This is a genomic window from Collinsella aerofaciens (genome assembly GCF_028209395.1).
Taxonomy (GTDB): Bacteria; Actinomycetota; Coriobacteriia; order Coriobacteriales; family Coriobacteriaceae; genus Collinsella; species Collinsella aerofaciens_AZ.
Genome location: NZ_JAQLDQ010000024.1, coordinates 1 through 26,473 on the forward strand (window position 1 = coordinate 1; position 26,473 = coordinate 26,473).

The 26,473-nt window shown below is 60.9% G+C and carries 23 protein-coding genes and 1 tRNA gene; 2 read left to right on the plus strand and 22 right to left on the minus strand.

What is annotated here, in order from left to right:
* Positions 1-411: IS110 family transposase (locus tag PMW67_RS08245; protein ID WP_271739445.1), on the plus strand; the 411-nt coding region annotated here is incomplete at its 5' end.
* A 427-nt stretch (positions 412-838) separates the two neighbouring features.
* On the opposite strand, the gene PMW67_RS08250 is transcribed toward PMW67_RS08245, so the two are convergent.
* The 9 genes from PMW67_RS08250 to PMW67_RS08290 form a co-directional block, all read right to left on the minus strand.
* Complete coding sequence (locus tag PMW67_RS08250; RefSeq protein WP_271739447.1) at positions 839-1,558, minus strand: GntR family transcriptional regulator; 720 nt, start codon at positions 1,556-1,558, stop codon at positions 839-841.
* Between the two features lie 220 nt (positions 1,559-1,778).
* Positions 1,779-2,786: a YitT family protein gene (locus tag PMW67_RS08255; protein WP_271739448.1), complete on the minus strand. Its 1,008-nt coding sequence runs from the start codon at positions 2,784-2,786 to the stop codon at positions 1,779-1,781.
* A 354-nt stretch (positions 2,787-3,140) separates the two neighbouring features.
* Entirely contained in the window at positions 3,141-3,770 is a 630-nt protein-coding gene (locus PMW67_RS08260) for an HAD family hydrolase (RefSeq protein ID WP_271739449.1), read from the minus strand.
* Positions 3,771-3,926: 156 nt separating this feature from the next.
* Positions 3,927-4,910, minus strand: a complete 984-nt coding sequence (locus PMW67_RS08265; protein WP_230317570.1) for an SIS domain-containing protein — start codon at positions 4,908-4,910, stop codon at positions 3,927-3,929.
* A 198-nt stretch (positions 4,911-5,108) separates the two neighbouring features.
* Positions 5,109-5,942 carry a PTS system mannose/fructose/sorbose family transporter subunit IID gene (locus PMW67_RS08270; protein WP_271739451.1) on the minus strand — a complete coding sequence of 278 codons (834 nt, stop codon included), beginning with the start codon at positions 5,940-5,942 and terminating at the stop codon, positions 5,109-5,111.
* 13 nt (positions 5,943-5,955) lie between these two features.
* Positions 5,956-6,750 (minus strand): PTS mannose/fructose/sorbose/N-acetylgalactosamine transporter subunit IIC, encoded by a 795-nt coding sequence (locus tag PMW67_RS08275; RefSeq protein WP_055310098.1) that lies wholly within the window; start codon positions 6,748-6,750, stop codon positions 5,956-5,958.
* Between the two features lie 36 nt (positions 6,751-6,786).
* Complete coding sequence (locus PMW67_RS08280; protein ID WP_117770300.1) at positions 6,787-7,710, minus strand: PTS sugar transporter subunit IIAB; 924 nt, start codon at positions 7,708-7,710, stop codon at positions 6,787-6,789.
* 183 nt (positions 7,711-7,893) lie between these two features.
* A complete protein-coding gene (locus PMW67_RS08285) occupies positions 7,894-8,976 on the minus strand; it encodes a DMT family transporter (RefSeq protein WP_253056812.1) in 1,083 nt (360 codons plus the stop codon).
* Positions 8,977-9,263: 287 nt separating this feature from the next.
* Positions 9,264-10,256, minus strand: coding sequence for an SIS domain-containing protein (locus tag PMW67_RS08290; RefSeq protein WP_117655856.1), 993 nt, complete (start codon positions 10,254-10,256; stop codon positions 9,264-9,266).
* A 206-nt stretch (positions 10,257-10,462) separates the two neighbouring features.
* Between PMW67_RS08290 and PMW67_RS08295 the strand changes: the two genes are divergently transcribed.
* On the plus strand, positions 10,463-11,185 hold the full coding sequence (locus PMW67_RS08295; protein ID WP_118328424.1) for a GntR family transcriptional regulator: 723 nt from the start codon (positions 10,463-10,465) through the stop codon (positions 11,183-11,185).
* Between the two features lie 34 nt (positions 11,186-11,219).
* Here the strand turns inward: PMW67_RS08295 and PMW67_RS08300 are convergent, their stop codons facing one another.
* The 13 genes from PMW67_RS08300 to PMW67_RS08360 form a co-directional block, all read right to left on the minus strand.
* Positions 11,220-11,801: a GNAT family N-acetyltransferase gene (locus PMW67_RS08300; protein WP_271739453.1), complete on the minus strand. Its 582-nt coding sequence runs from the start codon at positions 11,799-11,801 to the stop codon at positions 11,220-11,222.
* Between the two features lie 77 nt (positions 11,802-11,878).
* A complete protein-coding gene (locus PMW67_RS08305) occupies positions 11,879-12,904 on the minus strand; it encodes a threonine aldolase family protein (protein WP_089573229.1) in 1,026 nt (341 codons plus the stop codon).
* Between the two features lie 45 nt (positions 12,905-12,949).
* Positions 12,950-13,813: a phosphatase PAP2 family protein gene (locus tag PMW67_RS08310; RefSeq protein WP_271739455.1), complete on the minus strand. Its 864-nt coding sequence runs from the start codon at positions 13,811-13,813 to the stop codon at positions 12,950-12,952.
* A 218-nt stretch (positions 13,814-14,031) separates the two neighbouring features.
* Positions 14,032-17,664 carry a transcription-repair coupling factor gene (mfd, locus tag PMW67_RS08315; RefSeq protein ID WP_271739456.1) on the minus strand — a complete coding sequence of 1,211 codons (3,633 nt, stop codon included), beginning with the start codon at positions 17,662-17,664 and terminating at the stop codon, positions 14,032-14,034.
* Positions 17,665-17,821: 157 nt separating this feature from the next.
* The gene (nth, locus tag PMW67_RS08320) at positions 17,822-18,487 is read right to left on the minus strand and encodes an endonuclease III (RefSeq protein WP_117800586.1); all 666 of its coding nucleotides are present in this window, start codon (positions 18,485-18,487) and stop codon (positions 17,822-17,824) included.
* 63 nt (positions 18,488-18,550) lie between these two features.
* The gene (locus PMW67_RS08325) at positions 18,551-20,353 is read right to left on the minus strand and encodes an ABC transporter ATP-binding protein (protein ID WP_271739458.1); all 1,803 of its coding nucleotides are present in this window, start codon (positions 20,351-20,353) and stop codon (positions 18,551-18,553) included.
* A gap of 123 nt (positions 20,354-20,476) precedes the next feature.
* Positions 20,477-21,832 (minus strand): DNA recombination protein RmuC, encoded by a 1,356-nt coding sequence (locus PMW67_RS08330; protein ID WP_271739460.1) that lies wholly within the window; start codon positions 21,830-21,832, stop codon positions 20,477-20,479.
* 124 nt (positions 21,833-21,956) lie between these two features.
* Positions 21,957-22,391, minus strand: a complete 435-nt coding sequence (locus PMW67_RS08335; protein ID WP_270226945.1) for a hypothetical protein — start codon at positions 22,389-22,391, stop codon at positions 21,957-21,959.
* Between the two features lie 451 nt (positions 22,392-22,842).
* Positions 22,843-23,472 (minus strand): hypothetical protein, encoded by a 630-nt coding sequence (locus PMW67_RS08340; RefSeq protein WP_271739462.1) that lies wholly within the window; start codon positions 23,470-23,472, stop codon positions 22,843-22,845.
* 274 nt (positions 23,473-23,746) lie between these two features.
* Complete coding sequence (gene rbr / locus PMW67_RS08345; protein ID WP_117806049.1) at positions 23,747-24,286, minus strand: rubrerythrin; 540 nt, start codon at positions 24,284-24,286, stop codon at positions 23,747-23,749.
* A 114-nt stretch (positions 24,287-24,400) separates the two neighbouring features.
* The gene (locus PMW67_RS08350) at positions 24,401-25,306 is read right to left on the minus strand and encodes an HhH-GPD family protein (RefSeq protein WP_117634426.1); all 906 of its coding nucleotides are present in this window, start codon (positions 25,304-25,306) and stop codon (positions 24,401-24,403) included.
* Between the two features lie 21 nt (positions 25,307-25,327).
* Positions 25,328-25,813, minus strand: a complete 486-nt coding sequence (locus PMW67_RS08355; protein WP_117564951.1) for an RrF2 family transcriptional regulator — start codon at positions 25,811-25,813, stop codon at positions 25,328-25,330.
* Between the two features lie 358 nt (positions 25,814-26,171).
* Positions 26,172-26,249 (minus strand) — tRNA-Asp (locus tag PMW67_RS08360).
* Between the last annotated feature and the right edge of the window lie 224 nt (positions 26,250-26,473).

Genomic DNA, 26,473 nt, shown 5'->3' on the forward strand with positions numbered 1-26,473 from the left:
TTCGCGCTGGCCGCAGCCTTCTCGGCCGAGGTCGGCGACTTCACGAGGTTCCGTTCCGGAAGGCAGGTCACGGCCTATTTCGGCCTCGCGCCGAGTCAGAGGTCGAGTGGCGACTCCGTGCGGCTCGGAGGCATCAGCGGTGCGGGCAACGCGCTCGTGAGGAAGCTGGCCGTTGAGGGCTCATGGTGCTACGCCGCGGCACGGCACCAGCCGAAGCTCATGCCGAGGGACACGGGCGTGCCCCTCGAGATAAGGATGCACGGGAGGAAGGGGTCCGAGCGGCTCCTGCGGCGGCGCGAGGAGATGCTCGCCCGCGGCATGCCCGCGGCGAAGGCCAACGCGGCCACCGCGGCCGAGCTCGTGAGGTGGCTCTGGGCCCTCGGCATGATGTGCCGGGAGGGCGCGGAATAGACACAGCCCCCGTCCCGGCGAGCCGGGCGGCCTTCGGGGATACCCCCTATTTCGCTGTGCGCGCGGAGCCCTCCGCATGCGCCTCGACAGACTTGGGGAACCCCGCCGAAGGAATGGAGTGCGGGCCGGCAGAACGGTATCCGCGGATATGAGACTGAGCCGAAGGCGTCGATGACATGCCGGGGGCGGACCGGGACGGGTTAACGGCAGGCCCCGCCGACCGATTGCAAGCGGTCGGCGGGGCCATTGTGGCTCTTGACAGCGGATTGGGTCATATGAGCGAAAGCCCGCCAGAGCGAGCAAGGTGCCTTGAAACGAGGCGGCATTGACCTTCTGGTCATGCCGCCGAAGTTGAAAGGCAGATTGCCGCTCTGGCGGGCTTGCAGCGTCAACCGGTCCGCCGTTCGTTAGAACGGCGGAACCAACCCTACATGACCATAACGTAGCGCGATCCCACGTAGTACTGCTTACCCATCAGGACCGGCTCGCCATTGGGGCCCGTGAAGCCGGCACGCAGGTTGAGCAGCGGATCGTGCGGAGCAATGCCCAGCTCGGCCGCCTGCTCGGTATTGGCACGAACGGCCTCGACCGTGCGGTAGCCAACCGAGACAATCGGCGTTCCGCCAACACGCTCGACCTCGGCAAAAATCGACTTGTCCTCAAGATCGGCCGTCAACAGCTCACGGTAGGCGTCAAACGGCACAAAAATGTTCTCCTCAAAGATGGGCTCACCGTCGGCCGTACGCACGCGCTTGATATGCAGCAGCAGCGCGTCCTTCTGCAGGCCAAAGAACTCCATCTCGTTTTGACGTGCCGGCACAATCTGGCGATCGACCACATGTGCGCCCGCCTTCATGCCATTATCGGCACACAGCGCGGTAAACGTCTGCAGCGTCGAAGCGTGGAACTGGCGGTTGATGTGCGGCGTGGAGACAAAGGTGCCACGGCCCTGCTGCTTAACCAGGTAGCCATCGGAGCACAGCTCCTCGACGGCGCGGCGCACCGTAATGCGGCTCACGTCGTACTGCTCGGCTAGCTCAAGCTCGGACGGAATACGCTCCTTGGGTGCATAAACACCTTTCTCGATCGCATCCTTGATTTCGTCATAAATCTGCTGGTAAAGCGGTGCATTTTTGGGTGTAGGCATATCTAATCACTCTTATCGAAATATCGAAATAACTAATACGTATATAACGTCTAGTTTCATGTTACCTCATAATGATAAAACGATACACCCTCCCTACCAAAAAGCGACAGCTTCATTTTGGTAGGTTTTATCTGGGCAAACGAAGGCCTCCCGAAAGCAGCGAGGCTTTCGGGAGGCTCAAGCGGACAGGATTGCGCCGTGCCGGCAAAATGCCAACACTCTACCTGCCGTCGTCCTGCTGCAGGCTGTCCTGCTCGCTGAGGCGCGCCTGCCTGCTGGCCATGCGTGCGGGCTTGTCGGGATCGGGAACGGCCGTGGGCATGGGCTCGTCGACATGACCGCCCCACCAGCCGCCCACAAAGTTGAGCGTGTGGAACACGTTGATCACGGCGCCGGGGTCAACATCGCACACCAGCTTGATAATGTCCTGGCTCTCGTAGGTCGAGACAACGGTGTTCAGCAGGTACATCTTTTCGCGGCTGTATCCGCCGACGACCTCGGCGCAGCTAATGCCGTGCTGAAAATGGTTTACGTAGGCAGTCATGACCTCGTCTGCCTTACGCGTCGTGATCTGCAGTGTCACGCGATCGTAGCGACGATAGAAACTGTCGATGGTCTTGGTCGAAATAAACTGGAACACGATGGAATACGCCGCCTTGTCCCAGCCAAACATAAAGCCAAAGATCGCCAGGATAAAGCAGTTGAAACCAAAGATGACGCCCCAGATGGTCTTGCCCGTGTGGTTGGAAACCCACAGCGCGATAAAGTCGGTGCCGCCAGTGGATGCGCCGGACTTTAGCGCGATGGCAGCGCCCAGACCCGAGACCACGCCGCCAAAAATGATGAGCATGATCTTGTCGCCCAAAAACGGAGCGAAGTGAAAGATGTTGAGGAACAGCGACGAGAGCACGACCTGCATCATCGAGAAGATGACAAAGCGCTTGCTGATGCCGCTCCAACATAGGAGCGCCACGGGGATGTTGAGCGCGAGCATGCCGAGCGAAATATCGATGTGAACGCCACCCAGCGAGGTAACGCGATCGAGCAGGACCGCAACGCCGGTAAGACCGCTCGGAAGCAGGTCGGCGGGCTGAATGAACGCCTGGATCAGGAATGTCTGGAGAACGGCGGAAATCGTGACCGCCACGGCAGTAATGGCGCGGCGGACGATGGTAAGGCGGCCGAGCACGAGCACGCGGTCCGTGAGCTGATCGATGGCGTTCGCCACGCGGGCTCCTTTCGAAGGCAAATCTGGTTGTGAGGCATGTCGGCGATTGTAGCACGGAGCATGCGGGGGCGCTTCAATTCACCCTCCCTCGACAACCAAAGCGGGACCAGCAACCCCACGACCAAAGGCCCAAATAACAAGTGAGTAGACTTTACGCGACCTGCAGAGCACACCCAAAACCGCCACCCCTGTGACCTGCGGTTTTACTAGAGCAGATGCGCTTTGTGCTCGTCTTGCACCAAAAAGTCTACTCACTTAGTCCGAATCGAAGCCAAACGGATCCAAATAGATGACAAATTAAGCCAATCCGCAGCAAAAGACGCGTGAATCAGTGCTTCTCGCGGCGGATTGACGCTACAAAGCGGCCAAAATGTCGGTCAGATTATCGATAACGGCATCGGCTCGCGATTGATCGAGGTTGACACCCTCGTGCGGACGCAGCGCCAGGACGCGGGCGCCGGAGCGCTTACCAGCCTCGATGCCCAAAGGCGAATCCTCTATAACCAGGCACTCGGCAGGCTCCACCCCTAGCGCCTCCATGGCACGCAGGTAGATCTCGGGGTCGGGCTTAAACGCACTGCACTCGTGACCGCTGATGGTGTAGTCCAACACGTCGGCGATACCGGCAATCTCCACCAGCTCGTCGATCAACTCGCGATAGGACGAGCTCGCGATGGCACACTTCACGCCACGCTCGTGCAGCTTGCGCATCACCGGCTCCGTCTGCTCGTTGAGCAGCTCGGCATACGGAACGGGATGGTCCGGGCTATAAACCTGCTTGTACTCCACGCGCAGGCGCTCGCGCAGCTCAACATCGTCGGGCACCAGTGCCTCCCAAATGGCAGGCTCGTTAGACCCCGAAAGATCGGGGATCTCGTCAAAGTGGAACCCCTTCTCTTCCATAAACGCCACGCGACGACGGTTGTAGAACCACTCGGTATCGACCAACACGCCGTCCATATCAAACAGCACTGCCTTGATCATACGCATCTCCTCCCACCTGCCAAAAAGGGACAGGTTTATTTTGGTAGGTTTTATCTGGGGTTTTATGACGCGACAGACACGCCCCCAAAGCAAAAAGGGGACGGGGCGCAAACCCCATCCCCTCTCAATCAACCCGTAAGGCCTACTTACTTGTGATTAGTAGGAAAGCTTCCACATGTAGCGACGCATGGTCAGCGGGTGCTGACGGGCCTCGGCGATCTGGTTGCCGTACTCGCGCATAACGGCGAGGTGCAGCAGCGGGTTGAAGTAGGTGACGACGCTCGCGGGCACGGCGTCAGCCAGGCCGTAGTCCTTGGAGTCGATCAGGGCGACCTTGGCGCCCATGCGCTCAAGGAAGGTGAGGGCGCGGGCGTCCATCGGACGGGTGGCGCCATCGGACATGAAGAAGACGTAGGGCTTACCCTCGGTGGAAACCTCGAACGGGCCGTGGAAGTACTCGCCGGTGTTGTAGGCGGCGGCGTCGATCCACTGCATCTCGGTGAACAGGAAGGCGGCGTGAGAATAAGCCATCTTCTCGGAGGCACCGGAAGCCATGAAGTAGATCATCTTGTCGTCCTTGAAGTCCTCGGCGAACTTCTTGGCGAGCTTCTTGCAGTGCTGAGCGGCGTTCTCGCAGAGCTCGAAGACGTTGGTGAGGCCGGTGATCATGTCCTCGTAGTGGTCATAGCCCTCGGTCTGCTGAAGGATCTCGACAGCAAGAGCGATGGCGTAGCCGGGCTTCTCGCACTTGGCAGCGAAGTTGGCGTGGAAGCCGTGAACGATGACGTAATCAGCGTCGACGGTCAGAGCGGAGCCAGCCTTGTTGGTGAGGGAGACGACCGGGCAGTTGTGCTTCTTGGCGGTCTTGTTGGCCTCGACGGTCTCGGGCGTGGAGCCACCGAGGGAGCAGGTGATCACGAAGGTGTGCTCGTTGACCCAGGAGGGCGTGTCGTAGTTGAACTCGTTAGCGGTGAAGATCTGAACGTTCAGCTTGTCCGTGTTGTTGGCCAGGAAGTACTTGGCGGGGTACAGGTCGGACATGGAAGCACCGCAGCCGACGAAAGCGACGCTGTGGATCTCGTGGTTGGACAGGACGTCAGCGACGATCTGCTTAGGGAGGTTAAGGTCGATCTCGTACATCTGACACATTCCTTTCGATTTTTGCGGCGCCACATTGCCGGGCGCTCGCAGGGTTACCGTGGTTTGGACCGAGTCGCCGGCCCGTTGAGGATGTGTCAAAGGAACTGTCCCTTTGACACATTTAGGGATGGAAGCCTGCCTGGGGTATGGGATGCCAGGCAGGCCCCCGGGGGAAAGCGGTTAGACGCTTGGTCGCGACTAGGCCAGGATGCCGGCCGCGGAGAGGGCGATGCCGCCCACGATGGCGATCACGAGAAGCCAACCGGTGTTGACATTCTTCTTGATGAGCCAGTACATAAGGCCGGTGAGGCCGAGGGAAATCATCTGGGGCATCATGCCGTCCAGGATGTCCTGAATCACGACGGTGCCCTCAGCGAACTGCAGCGGGGTGGTGGCGCCGATCAGCGTAGCGATCATGCCACCCACGGACATAAGACCCACGATGCCGCAGACATACATGAGCTTCTCCATGAGGTCGCCGCCCTGAAGCTTGCTCAGGTACTCGTGGCCGCCCTGATAGCCCATCTTGGCTGCGAACCAAGTGATCAGCACAGAGGGGACGATGGAGATGAGCACGGCCAGGATCGGGCCCATGATGGAGCCCTGCTGAGCCAGCTGAACGCCCAGGCCAAAGGCGATGACGCGGATGGTGCCCTGGAAGAAGGAGTCACCGATGCCGGAAAGCGGACCCATGAGGGAGGTCTTGACCGCGTTGATCGAATCGGGGTCGAAGTTCTCGGGATCCTTGGCGTACTCCTCCTCCATGGAGGCGGAGAGGCCCAGGATGAAAGCGCTCGTCTGCGGGGTGCAGTTGTAGAACGCCATGTGACGGTGGTAAGCCTCTTTCTTAGCAGCGAGCTGCTTGGGGTCGGACTCATCCGGATAGAGGCGATCGAGCGTGGGAACCATGCCGTAGAGGAAGCCCATGTTCATCTGACGCTCGTAGTTCCAAGAGGCCTGGATGGCCCAGGAGCGCCAGAAGAACTGGCTGACCTTCTTGTTCAGGGACACGTCCTTGGTTGCGGTTGCCATAGTGTGTTCCTCCTTAGTCTTCGTCGTCTTCGAGCGGATCGTAGTCGGAATCGACACCGGCGGCTGCATGGGAACCGTTGAACTTGAAGCCCATGAAGACGACAGCCAGGCACACACCGATCAGAGCGACCGCGATGACGGACAGGTTGAGGTAAGCGGCGAGCAGGAAACCGATGAACAGGAACGGAGTCATACCCTTCTTGATCATCATGGTGAGCAGCAGGGCCAAGCCGTAGGCGGTCATGATCTTGGTCGAAACGTTAAGACCAGTGGACAGCCACTCGGGAACCATGTTGACGATGGCCTGAACCAGGTCGGTACCAACAAAGACGGCGAGGAAGATCGGCAGGAAGTACATGACAGCGTACAGACCGGAGCCGGCGCAGATGTGCATACGGTAGGCGGTCTTGAACTTTCCGTTATCGATCGCGTTATCTGCCACATGGGTGAGGGCGGCGATGATGGAACGGAACACGATGCCGAGGAGCTGACCCAGGACGGCAACCGGGATGGCGATCGTCATGGCGGTCTCGGCAGAAGCATCGGTCAGGCACGCAAAGGCAGCGGCCACGATGCCGCCCAGGACCATATCGGGCGGAACGGCGGCGCCGACCTGCACCAGGCCCATGGACACGAGCTCGACGGCGGCACCGACGGCAAGGCCGGTGGGCACATCGCCCAGCAGCAGACCGACGAGCGTAGCGCCAACGAGGGGCTGCTCGAAGTTAAGACGACCGAGCAGGCGGGAGTCCCACATGCAGAACACGCCGACGAGGCCGACGAGCACCGCACTGATGAACGTATTCATACCCTTCTCCTTTCAGTCAGGCAAAAGCCTGGTTGATTACAGCTTGGCGTCGATGTCGACGCTCTGATACGTAGGGGTCTGCTGGACATAGAGCTTGATGCCCATGTCGAGCAGCTGGTTGACGTCGGCCTTCTGGGTGGCGTCGAGGAAGACGGAGCTGTCCTTGCCGCCAATCTGATCGGCACCGTCGTGGTTGGCGGTGGCGCCCAGGTTGATGGCGTCGAGCTTGTAGCCCTGGCAGAACTGCAGCATCTCGGCCGTGTTGCCAAAGACGAACATGACGCGCTCACCGAGGGTGTTGAGCTTGTCCATCTTGGCGAGGGCACGCTCGACGGTGAAGACGTTCAGGCGCACGCCCTGGGGCTTGGCCAGCTTAAGAGCGCCCTTCTTGATGTCATCGTTGGCGGCAGCGTTGTCGACGACGATGATGCGCTCGGCCTGAACCTTGGTGGTCCAGGTAAAGACGACCTGGCCGTGCAGCAGACGGTAGTCAAGACGTGCGAGGACGATCTTGGCGGGACCGGAGCTGTGACGGGATGCCTTGGCCTTCTTGGCGGGAGCCGCGGCGGCCTCGACCGGTGCGTTGGGGTTGGTCAGACCGGTGCGGGCCTCGTTGATGAGGGCTGCGAGCTCGGCACCCTTGACGGGGGCGGGGCTCATGGCAAGCGTGAGCGCCAGCGGGATGTTGAAACCGCTGACAACCGTGAACTTCGTGCCGTTCTTGGAAAGCTCGACCATGTTGTTGTTGACCGAGCTACCGAGCATATCGGTTAGCACATACACGGTGTCGTCCGCGTTGAACGTGGCGATCATAGCCTCAACCTTATTGGTGATGGGCTCCTTGTCGTCACGAGCAAGCGACACGACGTGGACGTTCGACACGTCGCCGAGAACCATCTCGAGCGTGTCTTTGGCGCCTGCGGCCAGGCCGCCATGAGATGCGAGAATGATCTGATTCATCTTGCCTCCTCCTTTTCGTTATGGTCATTATAACGTCTTATACGTTGCTTATATTGATAATTAGTATATAAACCGTTCGCGGGTGAAAAACGACCGTTGGCGGGTTTAACGCAATCGAAACGATGGTCTTGGGTAGGCCGGCGCTGGCTGGATAACCCCAGGTCGGACGCCGCGCGCAACCCCCTATCGCACGAAGTACCAGGGGCTTTCCTGCACGGTGGGCTCCAGCGCAATGCCCGTGCGCTCGCGGAACAGATCCATGTCCTGCGATTTCTCCGTCCACCACGCGTTGGGCTTAAAGGTCATGCTCTCAACGACATGACCGACAAACACACTGTTGCGCAGCTTGGAAAAGTCGGTGTTCATAATCACGATGGACGCGAGCACCAAAACGATGCCCAGAACTTTGATCGCGCCGGCGGGCTCGGCGTAGACACCAATGCCCAGCAGTACGGTGACGACTGTCTCGAATGACATTACGACGGGAACTTTCGACGTCTCGAGCCCCATGGACAGACCCTGCATATATAAGATGTAAGCCACAGCTGTGGGGATGAGTCCAAAGCCAAGGAACAGCAGCAGCAGCTGTGGCGACATTGCCGCGGCGACATCCGGCCACGGAGCCGCAATAGCTGCCATAACCGCACCGCCAAAAACAAAGCCCCAAAACGTGACAGCCAGCGGGTGGACCGTCTTGGTTGCTATCCGGCTAAACACCGCGAGCGACGCACCACAAAGGCCTGCAATCACGCCCGACGTGACGCCCCAAACCGAAAAATGAAAACCGGAAAGGTCGCCATTGGTCACCGCAAGCACGCAGCCAACGATGTTAAAGACAATGGCGATGAGTTTGTTGAGGGTCACGTCCTCGCGATAAAGGACGCGGCCGAGCGCGACGCCAAACACCGGCGACGTGTAGAGCAGCACCGATGCCGTGGACATGCCCACCTCGCGCATGCACTCGTAATAGCAGGTGTTGGCGGCAGCCAAACCGACGATACCGACAAGCGCGCAGGAAACAAGCTCTTTAGGGCTTGCCTTGAACAGGGTCAGCGGACCCTGAACCACGGTAGACCCCTCACCCGGACGGCAGCCCATAAACATCAGGACCGGCGCCAAGATAAGCGCTCCGACCAACAAGCGAAAGGCAGCCATGCTCTGGGACGAAACGCCCATGGCCGAGATGCCGTTTACAAAGATTCCGATGCTGCCCCACATAAGCGCGGCGATCAGCACCAGCACATAGCCCAGATTGCTCCTCTTCAACGCAGCCTCCTCAGTATTATTTCCAATATGTTTCATGCTACGTTATAGTCGTTATATACATTTTTCAAGGCACAAATCGGCGAACGGGAAATCTCTCGACACAAGGAGTGTCCCCAACTGCCGGCACAAAAGGAACGTCCCTAACTGCCGGCAGAAAGGGAACGTCCCCAAGTGCCGCTCTAGCAGTTGCGGTGAAATAGTTCTCAAACAGAGACTTCACGCTCCCAAACAGGAACTATTCCACCGCAACTCATGAGGGGTATCGGGCTGTTAGGCCGCTCTATCCCTTAGTAATCCAGCTTCCACATGTAGCGGCGCGTCATGTAGTCCTTGTGGGTAACGGCAGAGAGCGCACGCATGTAGACGTTGTTGAGGATCGGGGCAAAGATCAGGTGGTTGAAGTACTCGCTCACGCTGTCTTTGATGTCGTTGAGGCCGAGCTCCTTGGCGTCGAGCTGATAGACGCGCTCGCCACCGTACTGGTTGACAAAGCGGATGCCGCGCTCGTCGTTGCAGCGGCTGCGGCCGACGCTGATGAGCTGGAACAGCGAGGTGCGCTTGTCCAGGATCTCGAAGGGGCCGTGGAAGAAGTCGCAGGTGTTGATGGTGCAGGAGTCGATCTGCAGCATCTCCTGCACGTTGCAGATGCTAAAGACGTAGGCGGCACCAAAGAGCGGGCCCTGAGCCATAACGTTGATGCAGGGCTTGTCGGCGTTCTGCTCGGCCCACTTGGCTGCGAGCGGACGGGTGTACTCGACGGCCTTGCGATAGATGGGATCGACCAGGTCGAAGGCGGCCATAGCGGTCTCGTACTCGGCATAGCCCTCGGTCTGCTGCGTGAGCTCCATGGCGATCATGGTCACGACGGCGGAGTTGGTGCGGCCCATGCAGGACTCGTCGACGGCCAGGCTGTCGTACTGAATCTTGTAGTCGCAGACCTCGGTGAGGGCGGACTCGTCAACATAGATGGCGATGGTGCTGGCGCCGTGGTTCTTGGCGACCTGGGCGGCGACGATGGTCTCCTTGGTGCCGCGCATGGACACGACGACGGCCAGGGTGTTCTCGTTGACGTAGGCAGGCGTGGCGTGCACGAACTCGTTGCTGGTGTAGCTGGAGCTCACGACCTGCGTGGCCTCGTGCTCCATAAAGTACTGGGCAGGATAGTTGCCGCCGTTGGATCCACCGGCGCCAATCCACACGACGCGCTTGATGCCGCCCTTGTCTGCCTTGTCAGCCAAAACCTGGGAGACGACGTCCTTAACCTGTTCCTGAGTAGTCATCGTGCATCAGCCTTTCTTCTCGTTTGATGCTCTCGATGGCATACAAGTTACATACATGTTTTGGTTATGTCGACTAGTTGTATGCTATATTTGTCTTAGAAATTTTTGCTGGTAAAGTTTTCGGCAAGCCATTACCAGCGGTTTTGTTGTCATGTTGGATACATGCTTGGTTCTGTAAGCATACAAGTTAGATACAGGTTGTTCGCATGAGCACTTCGTCGAAAAAGAACTTGACCCAATACGAGCGTCTGGCGGCAACGCTTCGCGACCGCATTGCCGCCGGCACCTACGCCCGCGGAGATAAACTGCCGTCCGAGATGGAACTCATGGACGAATCGGGCCTGTCGCGCAGCACCGTGCGCCATGCCCTTAAGGTGCTTGTTGACGAGGGCCTGATTCGAACCGAGCGCGGGCGCGGCGCCTTTGTGGCCGACACACCGGCGCTCCACGAGAACAACCTGGTGTTTTCGAGCTATACCAAGCAGGTCGAAGGCCAGGGTATGAAGCCCACCACGCGCACGGTGGACTCGGGCTTTGCCAAAGCAATGGGCAGCGTGGCCAAGTTCTTTGACGCTAGCGTGGGCAGCAAGCTTGTCAAACTTGTCCGCCTGCGTTACCTGGACGATGCGCCACTGTGCCTGGAGACCACCTATTTGCCGCCAAGCTTTGGGTCGCTCATCGATCGCGATATCAACGGTTCGCTCTACGCCACGCTGCGCCAGGAGTTCCATCGCGCGCCGGCGCAGGGGCATAAGACCTTTGAGGTGTGCTATGCGTCGCAAAACGAGGCATTTTTGCTCAACGTCGAGCGCGGGCAGGCGCTGATCCTGATCACCGACTACGTCTACGACACCGACGGCCGTCCGCTCCATGTCTCCAAGCGCATCCAACGCACCGACCGCGCCAAATACACCGAGCCCATCGGCTAACCACCACAAAGGGACAGGCACCTTCGTGGTGGTTTTAGGCGGGAAGGTCGGGGAACCAGGTTGGTTTGGGCTGGTTGGGGGTGCGCTCGGCCAGGACCAGCTCCATCCAGCACATGTCGTACCAGCGGCCGAACTTTTGGGCACAGCGGTCGAAAGCACCCACCAAGCGATATCCCATATGGACATGGAAGTCCTGGCTGTTGTGCGTTAGATACTCGTCGTCCTTGTCGTGCGGCACGGCGATGAGCGCGCACATGTTGGTGATGCCCATCGCGATCAGGCACTGCTTGAGCGCATCGTGCAGCTTGCGGCCCAGCCCGCCGTGGCGCACGTCGCGTGCCAGGTAAATCGACGTCTCGACCGACCAGTCGTATGCCTCGCGGCTGTTGAGCGGACTCGCATAGGCATAGCCTACCGGACGCCCGTCCAGCTCCATCACCAGATACGGATAGCGCTTGAGCGTACGCTCGATGCGCCCGGCGAACTCCCCAACGCTCGGCACCTCGTATTCGCAGGTAATCGCCGTCTGGCGCACATACGGCTCATAGATGGCAAGCAACGCCGGCGCGTCTTCGGGCGTCGCCAGGCGAATCGCCGGCTCGGACATCTCGGTCATACAACCCTTCTCTCTCAAAAACAAAGGCCGCCTTGCGCCAAACCCAGCGCAAGGCGGCCCCTCGTCATTACATCAGGCTACAGGACAGCCGCCAGCGCGTCGATGTCCTCCTGCGTCGTGGCCCAGCTGGTGCAAAAGCGCACCACCGTGTGGGTATCGTCGTACTTTTCCCAGTACTCGATCGCCGCATGCTCGCGAATGCGGGCCATGTCCTCGTTGGGCAGAATCACGAACTGCTGGTTTGTGGGCGTCTCCAAAAAGAACTGGTAGCCGCGCTCGTGCAGCACACGACGCAGCGCCTGGGCCGTCTGAATCGCCTGTCGACCAATCTCAAAATACAGGCCATCGGTAAAGAGCGCCTCAAACTGCACGCCCGTCAGGCGGCCCTTGGCCAACAGCGCGCCGTGCTGCTTAATACGCGGAATGGGATGCGCCGGAGCGTGCATGCCGCAGAACACCACAGCCTCGCCGCAAAGCGCGCCGCACTTGGTGCCGCCGATGTAGAACACGTCGCACAGCTGCGCCAGCTCGGGCAGGGTAATGTCGCACTCATCGGCCGCCAGTGCATAGGCCAGACGAGCACCGTCCACAAACAGCGGAATCTCGCGCTTCTGGCACACCGCGTGAATCGCCGCGAGCTCGGCCTTGGAGTACAGCGTGCCGTACTCGGTCGATAGACTCACGTACACGGCGCCCGGGAACACCGTGTGCTCGTAGCTCTCGTTTTCGTAGAACACCTGGATATAGTTCTCGAGATCCTCGGCGTGCATCTTGCCCTCGTAGCCGGGGATGGTGAGCACCTTGTGGCCGCCAAACTCGATGGCGCCCGCCTCGTGGCAGGCGACATGGCCGGTCTCGGCGGCAACGACGCCCTCGTAGGGCGCGAGCAGCATGTCAATCACCGTCGCGTTGGCCTGCGTGCCGCCCACCAGCAAGAACACGTCGGCATCGGGGGCCTGACAGGCCTCGCGAATCAGCTGCTTGGCACGCTCGGTGTGCGCATCGGTACCGTAGCCGGGCTGTGGCTCCATGTTGGTATCGACGAGCGCCTGCAGCACTGCCGGATGAGCACCGTGGGAATAGTCGTTGTTGAACGCGAGCATGGCAATCCTCTCTAGCCGGGCATGGGCCCGATGATTTAAACGCCGCTATTGTACGCCGCCCGGATAGGCAATGCGCGCGGCAAGGCACTCAAGTGCCAGCACCAGGGCAAAGCCGCAGCTCACGTCAGTCAAAAAGTGCGCACCGATCACAATGCGGCCAAAGGCGACGAGCGCCGCAACCGCAGCCGCCGTCCAAAAGACCACGCGACGGCGCGACGGCTTTTCCTTAAAGGACGCCGCAGGAAGCCCGGCAAGCATAAGACCGATCGCCGCGTGCGCCGTGTGTCCGCTCGCAAACGACTTAAAGCCGTCCTTGATTACGCCGGCCGCAATATAGCTCCACTTGTCGGGGTTGCCAATCACCCACCACGGCTGAAAATTGAGCCCCGGCGTGACCTCGATCACGCGCATGCGCGGGCGCGACCACAGCGGCTTGACAACCACGTTGAGGATGATGGCCTGAGCGACCCACACGGCAAGCACCATCAGCGCCCAGCGCGTGAGCTCGTCGGAGTCGGTGTCGCGCGTGAGGCGATAGACGACAAGGTTGGCAGCGATGACCAGCACAAACGTCAGCACCAACTGGACAGCGATGAGTTTGCCGCCAACCTTCAGGGACGAGACGATCTCGCAGCCGGCCAGGCCAACGTTGACGAGGATGCCGAGCACGGCGAGCCATTTGCTCCCCCTGGAGTCGGGACGCACCGCGCGCACGAGCATAACGCCCGCGACGCTCGCCGTCAGCTCAAACGGCAGCTCGCCGGCGGCCTCGATAAAGCGGCCGTACATGCTGCCGATGTTGAACAGCGCGCTCGAGATCTGATAATCGAAGAAACTGCCCACGCCCAGACAAAGGCACAGGACAACCGCGATAATGGCGACATCTTTCTTATAGATATATCCGAACATGCTTTCCTTTCGATGGGGCTGGAATCAACCTGCAACGTGGCGGGACAAAGAGCCGCTGATGTCTTTGTCCCATATATTCCCTTACTGGTTGAGCATAAGTGAGCGAAAACGTCCCATTTGTGGCAAGGTGACCCGGAGGAGGAGGGAAGCGTACTTGCGTACGCGACCGACAAGTGAGGGTCAGATTGCCCAAATGGGGTGTTTGCAGCGTCGACCCATTAGTCGTCATCGCTGACGCCCAACTGCTGCAGCAGCATGAGCGCGGCCGCCACCGGGCCGGTGCCGTCGTTGGCGTCGAGACCTCGGCCCAGGCCGCTGCCCGCACCGGCGCCCGCCTTGTAGGGCACCGACAGCTTGCGGCTCTTGGGGAAGTTCACCGCGCCATAGCGATTCTTGAACTCAAAGGCTACCTTCTTGGGAACGTCAACCCCCAGGAAGGTAATGCGCCCACCGCTGAGCGTGACGCTCTCGAGCCCCAGGCGCTCGCCGCGAATGCGGATGCGCGCGCGGTTGAACAGGTTGAGTCCCGCCAGCGGCAGCTCACCATGCGCGGCCTCGGTCTCCTCCTGCACCTCGTCGACACTCTCCAGGTCCTCAGCCGCCGCGAGCTTGCGGTACACGAGCACGCGCTGGTCCACCGCCGGCATGTACGCCTCGGACAAGAAGTAGTCGGCCGGCAGGTTGATGCCCACGCTCGCCGCCTCCACGCCGGCATCGTCATCGCCGCGCGCCTCGGCCACGGCCTGGCCCAACATCTGCGTAAACAGGTCAAAGCCCACGCTCGACAGGTTGCCGTGCTGCTCGGCACCCATCAGCGAACCGGCGCCGCGGATCTCCAGGTCGCGCATGGCGATGCGCATGCCGCTGCCCAGGTCCTGGAACTCGGAAAGTGCAGTCAGGCGCGCCGTGGCCTCCTCGGTGAGCGGCAGCTCGCCCGGGAACATAAAGTACGCGTAGGCCTGCGTGGCAGAGCGACCCACGCGGCCCTTGAGCTGGTAGAGCTGTGCCAGACCCAAGCGCTGCGAGTCCTCGATGATCAGCGTGTTGGCGGTCGCGTTGTCGATGCCGCTCTCCACGATGGTCGTGGCGATGAGCACGTCGATCTTTTTGGTCGCGAACTCAATCATCACGTCCTCGACCTCGCGCGGGCTCATCTTGCCGTGCGCCACGCCCACGCGCGCCTCGGGCGCGGCCTCGTGAACGCGCGCCACAGCGTCGTCGATGGTCTTGACGCGGTTGGACACGTAGTACACCTGACCGCCGCGACCCACCTCCAGGCGAATCGCCGCGCTCACCACGTCGGGGTCGTACTCCCCCACGTGCACGATCACGGGACGGCGCCCGGTCGGCGGCGTGGTGATCAGGCTCATGTCGCGCACGCCGCTCGTGGCCATCTGCATGGTACGCGGGATGGGCGTGGCCGAAAGCGTGAGCACGTCAATCTGCTCGCGCAGGTTCTTGAGCTGCTCCTTGTGCTGCACGCCGAAGCGCTGTTCCTCGTCGATGATCACCAGGCCCAGGTTCTTGGGGTTCACATCGGCCGAAAGCAGACGATGCGTGCCGATGAGCACGTCGATCGTGCCCTCGGCAAATGCCTTGAGCGCGCGCTTTTGCTGTGCCGGCGTGCGAAAGCGGCTGAGCACCTCGACCTCGAGGCCAAACGGGGCAAAACGCTCAAAGAACGTCTCGTAGTGCTGCTGGGCCAGAATGGTCGTGGGGCAGAGTACCATGACCTGGCGGCCGGAGTCCACGCACTTAAACGCCGCGCGCAGGGCGACCTCGGTCTTGCCGAAACCCACGTCGCCGCACAGAAGGCGGTCCATGGGCTTGGGCGCCTCCATGTCGGCCTTAATGTCGGCGATGGCCTCCAGCTGGTCGCGCGTCTCGTCGTAAGGGAAACTCTGCTCCATCTCGATCTGCTCGGGCGTATCGGGCGGGCAGGCGATACCGGTAATCGACGAGCGGCGCGTATACAGGTCGACCAGGTCAAACGCCAGCTTTTTGGCGTTCTTGCGCGCCTTGTTGGTGGCACGCGTCCAGTCGGCGGTGTTGAGCCTGGTCAGGCGCGGCTTGTCGCCGTCGGGGCCAACATAGCGCGTGATGCGGTCGACCTGCTCAAGCGGCACATAGAGCTTGTCGCCGTCGGCATATTCCAGCAAAAAGTAGTCGCGCTCCTTGCCGCCCACTTCCTGGCGCGCGATCTCGCTAAAGAGCGCGATGCCATGCGTTGCATGCACTACGTAGTCGCCTGGCTTAAAGGGGAAGGTGATCTGCGTAATATCGACCTTGCGGCGGCTGCGGGCGCGGTTGGCGTCCATGCGAGCGTTGAGGTCGGCGATCGAGAAAACGGCCAGATTGGCATCGGGCACCACCACGCCCTGCGGCAGGGCGGCGTCCACAAAGGTCACGCGCCCGCGCGAGATGGTGGGCACGGCGGCGCCGGCGGCAGCCTGGGCCGCACCCGCCTCGAGCGAGCGGGCGTTGAGCGCATCGGCCTTGCGTTCGCGAATTGCAGCATGAGCATCCTGGCGGACAGCACGATCGGCAGAATCCGCCGCCGCCACGCGCACACGGTCGCCAATAGCGCCCGCGTTTTCGGGCGCGGCCGTCAGCGACTCCTCAAAGGTAATACCCTCATCGCCAAAGGTGAGCTCCATCGACTCGCGCGCACCGCGGTCGGGGATGGCAAACACGCAGGCATAGCGCTTGCCCACGACCTCCTGGATGCGCGTCATAAAGCGATTGTCCGAGCCCGCGATGGCCGGCTGCTCAATCTTGAGCTCTGCCGTCACCGCACCGCCGGCACGAATCAAGCTCACGTAGTTAAGGCGCTGCTGGGCACCAAAGTCGAGTTGCTGGGCGCGCACGTACAGACCGTCCAAGCGGTCAATCCCCGCCTCGCCGGCGCGTGCCTCGATATCCTCGTAGGCGCGCAGGCAGTCGTCGAACAGCGAGCGCGGCTCGGACAGCACCACGAGCGCCTTGCCGCTCACATGCGACAGCGGGCTCACGGTCTGGCCGTACATCACCGGCAAAAAGCGGTCGAGCTCGGGCGTGACGATGCGTGCATCCACCATCTCGAGCAGCGCCGCCAGCTTACTGTCGTCCTGGCTGGCGCGGTAGAGCGCCACGTGCATGTTGTGAACGGCCTCGTCGGTGAGCGCCAGCTCGCGGCAGGGAAAGATTTCGATGCTGTCCTCGTTGCCGATGGTCTGCCCCGTGGAACTCACCATGCGGCGGATGCGATCAATCTCGTCGCCAAAGAACTCAATGCGCACGGGTGCCTTCTCCTGCGCGGGGAACACCTCGACGGTATCACCGTGCACGCGGAACAGGCCGGGCGCGTCGGCGACACCGGCATTGGTATAGCCCATGCCCACCAGGCGCTGCGGCACCTCGTCAAAAGGGATCTCCTCGCCCACCGCAAAGGTCGTGGACTCCCAGTAGCGGCTCTCGACTGGCGGCACGCAACGCAGCAACGCGCGGGCCGAGGCAACCATAATGCAGTTGTCACCGCGCACGATGCGTCCCAGGGCCTCGCAGCGCTGCGCCACCACGGCATCGTCGGGCGCCTGCTCGCGCCACGGGTAGTCCTTGCGCTCGGGAAAGCGGCACACATGCGCCAGACCCACATAGGCGGCCAGGCTGCGCGCGGCGCGATCGGCCGCGTCCTCGCCGCTCACGATGTAGACCGTGGGACGCGGACGGCGCGCAAACTGAGCTGCCGCCATGAGCGTGCGGCCCGACTGCGACACGGCCAGCGTCACGTCCTCGCCGGCATCGAGTCCGGCCTCGACGGTCTGCAGCGCCTCGGCAGTGTAGAGCTGCGCGGCTATACGGTGAATGAGCATGCTGTTCCTCCGGCATCGCAACGCCAAAAGCCCGCCGGGGCAAGCTCGGCGGGTCGTACGTCAAATACATTGTCTGTCATGGTAGCGCATGGAGAGGACTCCGGCTCAAGGGCAAACCCAGCCCCGCAAAAAACGCCAGACGAAGATGCGTTCCGCCCTACCCCGCCACGCGCACGCTGGGGCACAAATCTGCCAGCGGACACTCGTCACACTTGGGTTTGCGGGCGTCGCAGATCTCGCGACCAAAGGTGATCCACTGATGGTTGACCGACTCCCAATACTCGTGCGGCAAAATCTTGAGCAGATCCTGCTCGGTCTTGAGCGGTTCCTTGGCATGCGTCTTGGGACTCAGCATCAGGCGGTGCGCAATGCGGTTGACGTGCGTGTCCACCGCAATACCCTCCACGATGCCATACCCCACGTTGAGCACGATGTTCGCCGTCTTGCGTCCCACGCCCGGCAGCTTCACGAGTTCCTTCATGTCGGCCGGCACCTCGCCGTCATAGTCGGCGACGATCATCTGCGCGGCCTCGACGGCATGCTTGGCTTTGCTCTTGTAGAAGCCGAGCGACTTGATGGTGTCTGCCACGTCAGCTACGCTCGCCCCGGCCATGGCCTCGGGCGTGGGCCACTGGGCAAACAGCCGCGGCGTCACTTTGTTGACCTGCGCATCGGTCGTTTGCGCCGAAAGCAGCACCGCGATCAGCAGGCGGAAGGGATTCTCGTGGTCCAAAAAGCACTCGACCGGGCCATAGCGACGGTTGAGGCGCTCACACACCTCGATGGCGCGCTCGCGCTTGGCGGCATTGGTCTCGCGTGGCATAACGACTCCTCGGCTCAACGGCACAATAAACTTATGGGCACAATTGTCCCACGTCCGAGACGTTTACGCCTCCAAGAATGCGCCGGTCTGACGGCTCCACAGGCTCGCGTACTCGCCGCCCGCCTCGACGAGCCGCGCATGCGTGCCGTCCTCGACGATCTCGCCATCCGCCAGTACCACGATGCGGTCGAGCGCCGCCACGGTGGACAGGCGATGCGCCACCACAATGGAGGTGCGGCCGCGCATCAGGTTCTCGAGAGCTTCCTGCACCAACGCCTCGGACTCGCTATCGAGGGCAGACGTCGCCTCGTCGAGTACCAGAATCGGCGCGTCGGTGAGGATGGCACGGGCAATGGCCACGCGCTGGCGCTGGCCGCCCGAAAGCTTGACGCCGCGCTCGCCCACCATGGTGTCAAAGCCATGGGGCAGGCGGTCGATAAACTCCAGGGCATTGGCCAGGCGCGCCGCCTCACGAATTTGCTCGTCGGTGGCGTCGGGGCGGCCGTAGGCGATATTCTCGCGAATGGAGCGGTGGAACAGCAGCGCCTCCTGCGGCACGTAGGCAACCTGGCGGCGCAGGCTCTGCTGTGTGCAGCGCGAGACGTTCTGGCCGTCCACGAGTACGCGGCCGCCCTGAACATCGTCCAGGCGCAGCAGCAGCTTGGTGAGCGTCGTCTTGCCCGAGCCCGATTTACCCACCAGGCCCACGCGCTGGCCCGCCGGCACATGGAGCGTCAGGTCGTCGAACACGCTATCGCCCGCCGCGGCGTCACGGTATGCAAAGCTCAAGTGCTCAAAATCGATCGCGCCCTCGGCCACCTTAAGCTCGGGAGCATGCTCGTCGTCCGCCACCAGGCGCGGCTCGTCCAGCACGCGCGTCATCTCGGCGGCGTCACCCAGCGCGCGGTTAATGCGCTGCATCATGGAGCTCACGTAGTTCAGACGCATGGTGAGGTTATAGGTGTAGGTAAAGATCATGACGAGCGAGCCGGCCGAGATGCCAAACCACGCGTTGCCGCCCGCCACGAACACACTCACCACGGCCATGGTGATGACGATAAGGCCCGAGGTCGTAAAGTTGCGCTGCATCATGGCGTGCATCGATACCGTTTCGGCATCGCGCGCGGCACGGTCGGCGGCATCGAACAGATCGCGTTCAAAGTCCTCTCGCCCGCAGGTCTTAACGGCCAAGATGTTCGTGACCGCATCGGACAGCACACCCGAGAGCTTATTCTGCGCGGCGGACGTCGCGGCCGAAAGTGGCATGATGCGCTTGTACATAAGCCAGACAAACGCAATGTAGACGACCATGATGCCCACCAGGATCACGGTAAATGTGGGCACCACCGGAGCGAGTGCGGCCACGGTGCAGATGACCGAGGTGATGGTGGGGATGAGCGAATACACCGTCACGTCGACCAAGCCCGTATAGCCGCTCATAAAACGGCTTGTCTGGCTCACAAGCGATCCGCCAAAGCGGCTGGTATGGAATGTCATGGATTGGTTGGAGAGCGTGTCGAAGCACAGACGCGCCAGGTGATAGTTGCCCGCAATCTCGAGCTTGTAGACGGTGTAGTCCTGCAGCTTGGAGAGGATTTGACCCACCAGGTTAACGAGCACGAGCGCCAGGATATAGGGGGCGAAGACCTCAAACACCTGGTCACCCGCCACGGGACCGGCTTGAATGCGGTCGACAATGAGGGCCATCACATAGGTATTGGCAAACGTCAGCAAAAAGATGTAGCCCGCCGACGAGAGCACCGAGAGAAAGACAATCAGCGGCTGTGTGCGCGTGACACCCCAAAACCGCTGCAGCGTGCGGCGCACGGTGGAGCGGCTGAGCGGACTGGTGCTTCTCTGAGACATGGGCTTCCTTTCGCATCTGATAGGGCGAAACGTCATTGTTGCACATTGAAGCGCACTTCAGGCAAGCGCGATGCGAAAAGCGCCCGCGCCGTGCTTGCGCCGGCGCCCCGCCGTCAGATGCAGCTAGTCCTCGTCTTTTTGGTCTGCGGACAGGTCTGCGGACTCCAAGCCCAAAATCGCGTCGGCCTCCCGCGCGTCTTCCAGCGCGTCGATGTCCTTGAGTTTGCGCTCCATGACGTTGGTGCGCGTGGTGATGATGCCCTCGACCGTTTTGCCCGCGGTCTCGATCTGCTGCTGGGCACGGCGCAGCGCCGCCTGATAGCGCGGTAGTTCGGCCTTGACGGCGGAAAGCACGCGTAGCACGTCGTCGGTGCGCTTTTGCAGCCTAAACGTCTGGTAGCTCATCTGCAGGCTGTTGAGGATGGCCGCCATGGTGCTGGGGCCGGCAACGTTGACGTGATAGTCGCGGCCCAGGGTCTCGATAAGCCCAGGGCGCGTGACGACCTCGGCGTACAGGCCCTCAAACGGAACGAACAGAATGCCAAAGTTGGTGGTCGCGGGCACGCTCAGGTACTTTTCGCAGATGTCCTTTGCCTCGCGCTTCACCATGGTGTCGAGCGTCTTGCGCGCGGCGGCGACGGCCTCCGCGTCGCCCGACTCCTGGGCGTCGAGCAGATGCTCATACGCATCGCCCGGGAATTTGGAGTCGATTGGCAGCAGCACGGGGTCTCCCTCGTCTACCGGCAGCTTGACGGCAAACTCAACGCGCTCCGAGGCGCCGGGCTTGGTGGCGACGTTTTCCAGATACTGGTCGGGCGTAAGGATGTCCGCCAGGATCGCGCCCAGCTGCACCTCGCCCAAAATGCCACGCGCCTTGACATTGCCCAGCACGCGTTTAAGGTCGCCCACGCCGGTGGCGATAGATTGCATATCGCCCAGGCCCTTATACACGGCCTCGAGCTGGTCGCTCACCTGCTTAAACGATGCCGACAGACGGTCGTTGAGCGTGCGGGAGAGTTTCTCGTCCACCGTCGCGCGCATCTGATCGAGCTGCACGTTGTTGTCCTTGCGGATGGCGCCCAGCTGGGCATCGACCGTCTCGCGCACCTTGTCTAGGCGCTGCTCGATGCCCTCGCGGTTGGCGCCGAGCTGTTGGGTCGTCTCGCGGCGCAGGTCATCCATACGGTCGCCCGCCTGCGAGAACTCACGCGCGATGGTCAGGTAGCGCTGCTGCTCCACGGCGGCGTCGGTCGTCTGCTGCTGTGCGATGGCGTTTGCGGTGCGTCGGGTTTCGGCCAACGCGACGTTGAGGGTATCGAGTGTACTGTTGGCCTGCTCGAGCGCCGCGAGCGTCTCGGCGTCGCTGTCGCCACGCTCCCGCAGCTCGGCACGAAGACCTTTAAGCTGCAGGGCGCAAGCCACAGCAACCCCCACCGCCACCAAGGCAATCACAACAAGCACAATATCAATAGCAGACATAAACTCCGCCCAACAAACCCAATCGAGCACCAATCAAAAACCGCGATTAATCTTACCCTGTCAAACGCAGCTCATGTCCAATCGAGCGCAGACAAGTTACCTTTGCGCTATGGGTGCTGGTCTGCTAGCTCTCCCAGCTGGCGCGGATAGTTGCTGCGACATCCCCCAAGCGCTGGCCGAGAGCTGCCAAGTGCTGAAGTACCTCGTTGGGCGATGCGCCGTTGAGGATGCACGTGAGGGCATATGACGCCAGAAAGATGGCCGCAAGCCCCAACGGGATGAGCACGATCATCGCCAGCGTACGCAGGCGCTGGGCCCAGCGACGGCGACGCGCACGATGCTTGTCGAACGCGAGCTCCTGCGCATATGAATCTTGCTGTACGGAATAGGCCTCTGGCGCCGATTCACACCCGGGCACAGCTGCAGGTACAGCAGCGGGCACGACGTTTTGCACGGGCGCTTGGTTGGCAACCCCTTGCATTTGCATCTCCATGAGTCGTTGCTGTTGACGCAGCATGCGCTCAGCTTGTTGCTGCGGAGTCTCAAGAAACAGATCCATGTTGGCCTCCAAAATCGGGGCATTCGGCGCTTACGACCAGCATCCCGCACCGCCATGACCGCGACAACGCAATCGCTGGCAATAGCCACAAAGTTTCTTTTGCTCAAAAGCTGTCGAAAAGCTCAACAACTCCCCTACCAGCACTTTCTCTGAGCTTTTTTCGCCAGCAATCTTTTGGCCTTCCACCCTTACGCCAACTGACCAAAATCTAACCAAAAGCTTGACGAAAATTGTGAAGACAGGGACCCCACATAAACAAACGTGCCGCCCCAAAAGGGCGGCACACAAACTTAATTATCAGCTTTTCTGCAGTGAGCACGCGACGACCCAACGCCGGAGCTCGGGGCGGGAGGCCGTGTTGCCTTCCCTCAACGCGACCCTGCGAAGCCGTGAGCGGAGAGGGAAGGCAACACGGTCTCCCGCCCCGAGCTCCGAAGTCGGCGAAGGCAGGCTACATGCCCGCGAGGCCCCGAGATGCGGTGGCACACATAAACGCCAGGACCAGGATCACGAGTGAGCCCGCGATGTCGACCAGCACGCCCATTACGCGACGCTCAAACAGCCAGCTCTCAAAGTGCGGGGCGACGTTGCGCCAAACACGCCACAGCAAAATACCCATACCAATCACGCCCGGAATATTGAGCAGTAGGATCTCGGAGCACAGAAGGCCAATCAGGTTGCCGGCGGCAAAACCAGCGTCGCCCTCGCAGTATTTGCGATAGACCATGTATAGCATGTACGCCGCAAACGGCTGCAGGCACGCAGAGATAAACGTGACCACCATCGAGGGGTCCTGCGAAAAGACATCGGTGAGCTTATCCACGCTCGTGGCGTCCTTCGAGGCCAGGAACAAACCGATGACCACCACGGGCACCACACCCAAGATGACCTCGACCATCGTGAACAGCTTGGCAGTCAAGTCCTCACTCGCCGAATTCAAATGAGGCGCCCACTCAGGATGAGCATGCGCACCGGCTTTCTTCTTATCGGCACGCTCTGCCTTGCCGCCCTCAACAACCCGACGCTCAGGATCCTTACGAGTCCCAGCAGCAGCCACCCGAGCCCGAGATTTCTTACCCATAACCAACACCTCACAAGAGGAAACGAATAGCCAACGCTACCCAGTGTACCCCCTAAGCAACGTCACCGCCCCAACTGGCCCCATACAAAAACGTGCCGCCCCAAAAGAGGCGGCACACAAACTTCTAATCAGCTTTTCAGTAGCGAGCACGTGACGACCCAACGCCGGGGCGCGGGGCGGGGAGATACCTTTCCCTCGCGCGATCCTGCGGAGCCGTGAGCGAGAGGGAAAGGTATTTCCCCGCCCTGCGCTCCGCAGCAGCCAGCGCCAAGCGCTAGTAGTTCACCACCTGCTCCTCAAAGTACGCCTTCGGGTGGTTACACACCGGGCACACCTCAGGCGCCTCGGCACCAACGTGCAGGTGCCCGCAGTTCAGGCACTTCCACACCTTTACGCCCTCGCGCTCAAACACCTCACCCGACTCAATGCGCTCGACGAGCTTGTTGTAGCGCTCCTCGTGAGCCTTCTCGACGGCAGCGACGCCGCGGAACTTCGCGGCGATCTCGGCAAAGCCCTCCTTATCGGCGGTCTTGGCAAACTCGTCGTACATCTCGGTCCACTCGTAGTTCTCGCCCGCGGCGGCATCGCGCAGGTTATCCAGAGTGCCGGGAACGGCGCCATCGTGCAGATACTTAAACCACAGTTTGGCGTGCTCGGACTCGTTGCCAGCCGTCTCGGCAAAGATGTTCGAGATCTGAACGTAGCCGTCCTTCTTTGCCTTGGAGGCATAGTAGCGATACTTGGTGTGTGCCTGGGACTCACCGGCAAAAGCGGTCTCGAGGTTCTTCTTGGTTTGGGAATTCTCAAAATCCATAGGTGTACTTCCCTTCAACGCATGCCGCCCGTAGGCTTCGAGCGGCCTCGTCTTTAGGATGCCCTCATGTCGGAAATCTAAACCTTACAATCCTGTTCTTCAGATTTCCACGGGCTAAATGCTCAGCCAGCGATCGCCCTCGGCTCGGCAAAAGCCCTCACGCTCCAGGTCGGCCAGAATGCCCGCGACAAGCTCGCGCTCGACCGGCCCGCGCCCAGCCGCCGCTTCCATATCGTTAACGCCCACCACGGCATCAGCAAGCGTAATCCCCGCCGGTTGGCCATCGCGCGCTGCCAGCAACATGCGCACGATATGCGCGCGCTTTTGGCGACGTGAGCCCTCAAACTTTGATTGACGGCTATAGCCCGCCGAGCGCCTGGACGGATTGGGCAACGTCTTTTTTAGATATGCGCCGTAATCCAGCAACGCGTAATACCACGCGCGCGGCGTGTCGGCATCATCGAGCGGCACGGCAAAGGGAGCGATCTCGTCGGTCGCCGCACCGGGGGCCGCCGGACAGGCCGCCTGAATCAGCGGCACCAGCTCGCGGTCGGGAACAGCCGGTACATCGGGAAAGAAGTGATGCAGAAAGACCGTGCGCACGTTGGTCTCCAGATACACGCCTGGAAGGTCAAACGCAAACGACCGGATACCTTGCGCCGTTGCCGGGCCAATACCAGGCAGAGCGACCAAGTCACGCGTCTCACGCGGAAACTCACCGTCCCAGTCCTCCACAACGCGCTGAGCGGCCTTGTGGAGCGCCAGAGCGCGTCGGTTGTAGCCCATGCCCTGCCAAGCGTCCAAAACATCGGAAGGCGCGGCTTGGGCAAGCGCCTGCACGGTCGGAAAGCGATCGAGCCACGCCGGCATACGCGTCTCCACGCGTGGCACCTGTGTTTGCTGCAACATGACCTCGGAAAGCCAAATGATGTACGGATCGCGCGTGCGGCGCCACGGAAGGTCGCGATAACGCAGGACCCCTTCCGAACGAATCATCGAACGAAAGGGGTCCTGAATCATATCTATGCTCCTTATGCGGCGCTATTCCTCCCGGCATGTATACGCACAGGTGGCGTACTCGGGAAACGCTTCGCGGTCGGCGAACTTGGGATCGACGGCCGGGAACTGGCGGTGAGCGACGATGTCGCCGAGCGAAACGGAATCGAGGTAGTCGCGCATCAATGCTTGAGCTCCGGCCCACAGGGGATGATAGCAGCACGTGCCCATGCGCGCACAGTCGCCATCGGGTGCGGTGCAATCATTCATAACCATAGGGCCCTGAACGGCCTCGACGACCTGACGAATGGTGACGTCGTCCGGACTGACCTTGAGACGCATGCCACCGTGGACGCCACGCAGGCTCTCCACAATACCGGCCTGGACCAAACCGTGCTGAATCGAGCGGGCAAACGAATACGGAACATTGACCTCTTCGGCAGCGGTGCGAACAGAAAGCAAACGCTCCGGATCCTCGGCAAGCATCGCCAGCATACGAAGGGCGTAATCAGTCTTCCTCGATATGTCCATTTTTCCCTTTCAAGGAATACGAACAGCTCGAACGAGCTCCGGGGCCGAGCTTGTGTCGAGACGCTAAATGACCGCTAGGACATCCAAATGGTAAATCGGATATCCACTGAGTGCCGCGCTTGGAGCGAAATGCATCAGATGCGGCCTACAGTGCAATTTAGTATAACCTAACCCCCTGTCTCGTTGAACAGGTGTTGCGCAACAAAGCTGTTGTTTAGACAGATATGCTTATTAGATTTTACTTGCGTTCCCGAAGGGGCGGGGATTCTGGGCGAAGATGCGCCAGGGCGATCGTTCTATCGAAACAAAGTGCATCAAACGCAAAAAGCCACGTCCGAAGACGTGGCTTTAATTGCGTTGGCGGGAAGTACGGGGCTCGAACCCGCGACCTCCGACGTGACAGGCCGGCGCTCTAACCAAACTGAGCTAACTCCCCAGGCAGGCGTTCGCGTTTGTTTCCGCTCGCGTGCGCTGCGGGGATTAGTATACACAGAAGTCTGTCCGGCGCGCAACAACTTTTTTGAAAAAAATTTTTCGGTCCCTCCGGGAGGGTCTCCGGGGCTGAGGGCGGAGGTTAAGTTTGCTGCTCTACAGTCCTGCGCAAGACGGAAAGCACATTAAGTGCTTTCCTTTGCGTGCTGAACTCGCGACAAACTTAAC

Bases quoted from the DNA above. Each gene is read 5' to 3' on its own strand.
- PMW67_RS08350 (WP_117634426.1), bottom strand. From the start codon at position 25,306: ATGATTCAGGACCCCTTTCGTTCGATGATTCGTTCGGAAGGGGTCCTG.
- PMW67_RS08250 (WP_271739447.1), bottom strand. From the start codon at position 1,558: ATGCCTACACCCAAAAATGCACCGCTTTACCAGCAGATTTATGACGAA.
- PMW67_RS08265 (WP_230317570.1), bottom strand. From the start codon at position 4,910: ATGTACGAGATCGACCTTAACCTCCCTAAGCAGATCGTCGCTGACGTC.
- PMW67_RS08325 (WP_271739458.1), bottom strand. From the start codon at position 20,353: ATGTCTCAGAGAAGCACCAGTCCGCTCAGCCGCTCCACCGTGCGCCGC.
- PMW67_RS08275 (WP_055310098.1), bottom strand. From the start codon at position 6,750: ATGAATACGTTCATCAGTGCGGTGCTCGTCGGCCTCGTCGGCGTGTTC.
- PMW67_RS08310 (WP_271739455.1), bottom strand. From the start codon at position 13,813: ATGTTCGGATATATCTATAAGAAAGATGTCGCCATTATCGCGGTTGTC.
- mfd (WP_271739456.1), bottom strand. From the start codon at position 17,664: ATGCTCATTCACCGTATAGCCGCGCAGCTCTACACTGCCGAGGCGCTG.
- rbr (WP_117806049.1), bottom strand. From the start codon at position 24,286: ATGGATTTTGAGAATTCCCAAACCAAGAAGAACCTCGAGACCGCTTTT.
- PMW67_RS08270 (WP_271739451.1), bottom strand. From the start codon at position 5,942: ATGGCAACCGCAACCAAGGACGTGTCCCTGAACAAGAAGGTCAGCCAG.
- PMW67_RS08300 (WP_271739453.1), bottom strand. From the start codon at position 11,801: ATGACCGAGATGTCCGAGCCGGCGATTCGCCTGGCGACGCCCGAAGAC.
- PMW67_RS08290 (WP_117655856.1), bottom strand. From the start codon at position 10,256: ATGACTACTCAGGAACAGGTTAAGGACGTCGTCTCCCAGGTTTTGGCT.
- PMW67_RS08330 (WP_271739460.1), bottom strand. From the start codon at position 21,832: ATGTCTGCTATTGATATTGTGCTTGTTGTGATTGCCTTGGTGGCGGTG.
- nth (WP_117800586.1), bottom strand. From the start codon at position 18,487: ATGCCACGCGAGACCAATGCCGCCAAGCGCGAGCGCGCCATCGAGGTG.
- PMW67_RS08335 (WP_270226945.1), bottom strand. From the start codon at position 22,391: ATGGATCTGTTTCTTGAGACTCCGCAGCAACAAGCTGAGCGCATGCTG.
- PMW67_RS08340 (WP_271739462.1), bottom strand. From the start codon at position 23,472: ATGGGTAAGAAATCTCGGGCTCGGGTGGCTGCTGCTGGGACTCGTAAG.
- PMW67_RS08295 (WP_118328424.1), top strand. From the start codon at position 10,463: ATGAGCACTTCGTCGAAAAAGAACTTGACCCAATACGAGCGTCTGGCG.
- PMW67_RS08355 (WP_117564951.1), bottom strand. From the start codon at position 25,813: ATGGACATATCGAGGAAGACTGATTACGCCCTTCGTATGCTGGCGATG.
- PMW67_RS08280 (WP_117770300.1), bottom strand. From the start codon at position 7,710: ATGAATCAGATCATTCTCGCATCTCATGGCGGCCTGGCCGCAGGCGCC.
- PMW67_RS08305 (WP_089573229.1), bottom strand. From the start codon at position 12,904: ATGCTCGCGTTCAACAACGACTATTCCCACGGTGCTCATCCGGCAGTG.
- PMW67_RS08260 (WP_271739449.1), bottom strand. From the start codon at position 3,770: ATGATCAAGGCAGTGCTGTTTGATATGGACGGCGTGTTGGTCGATACC.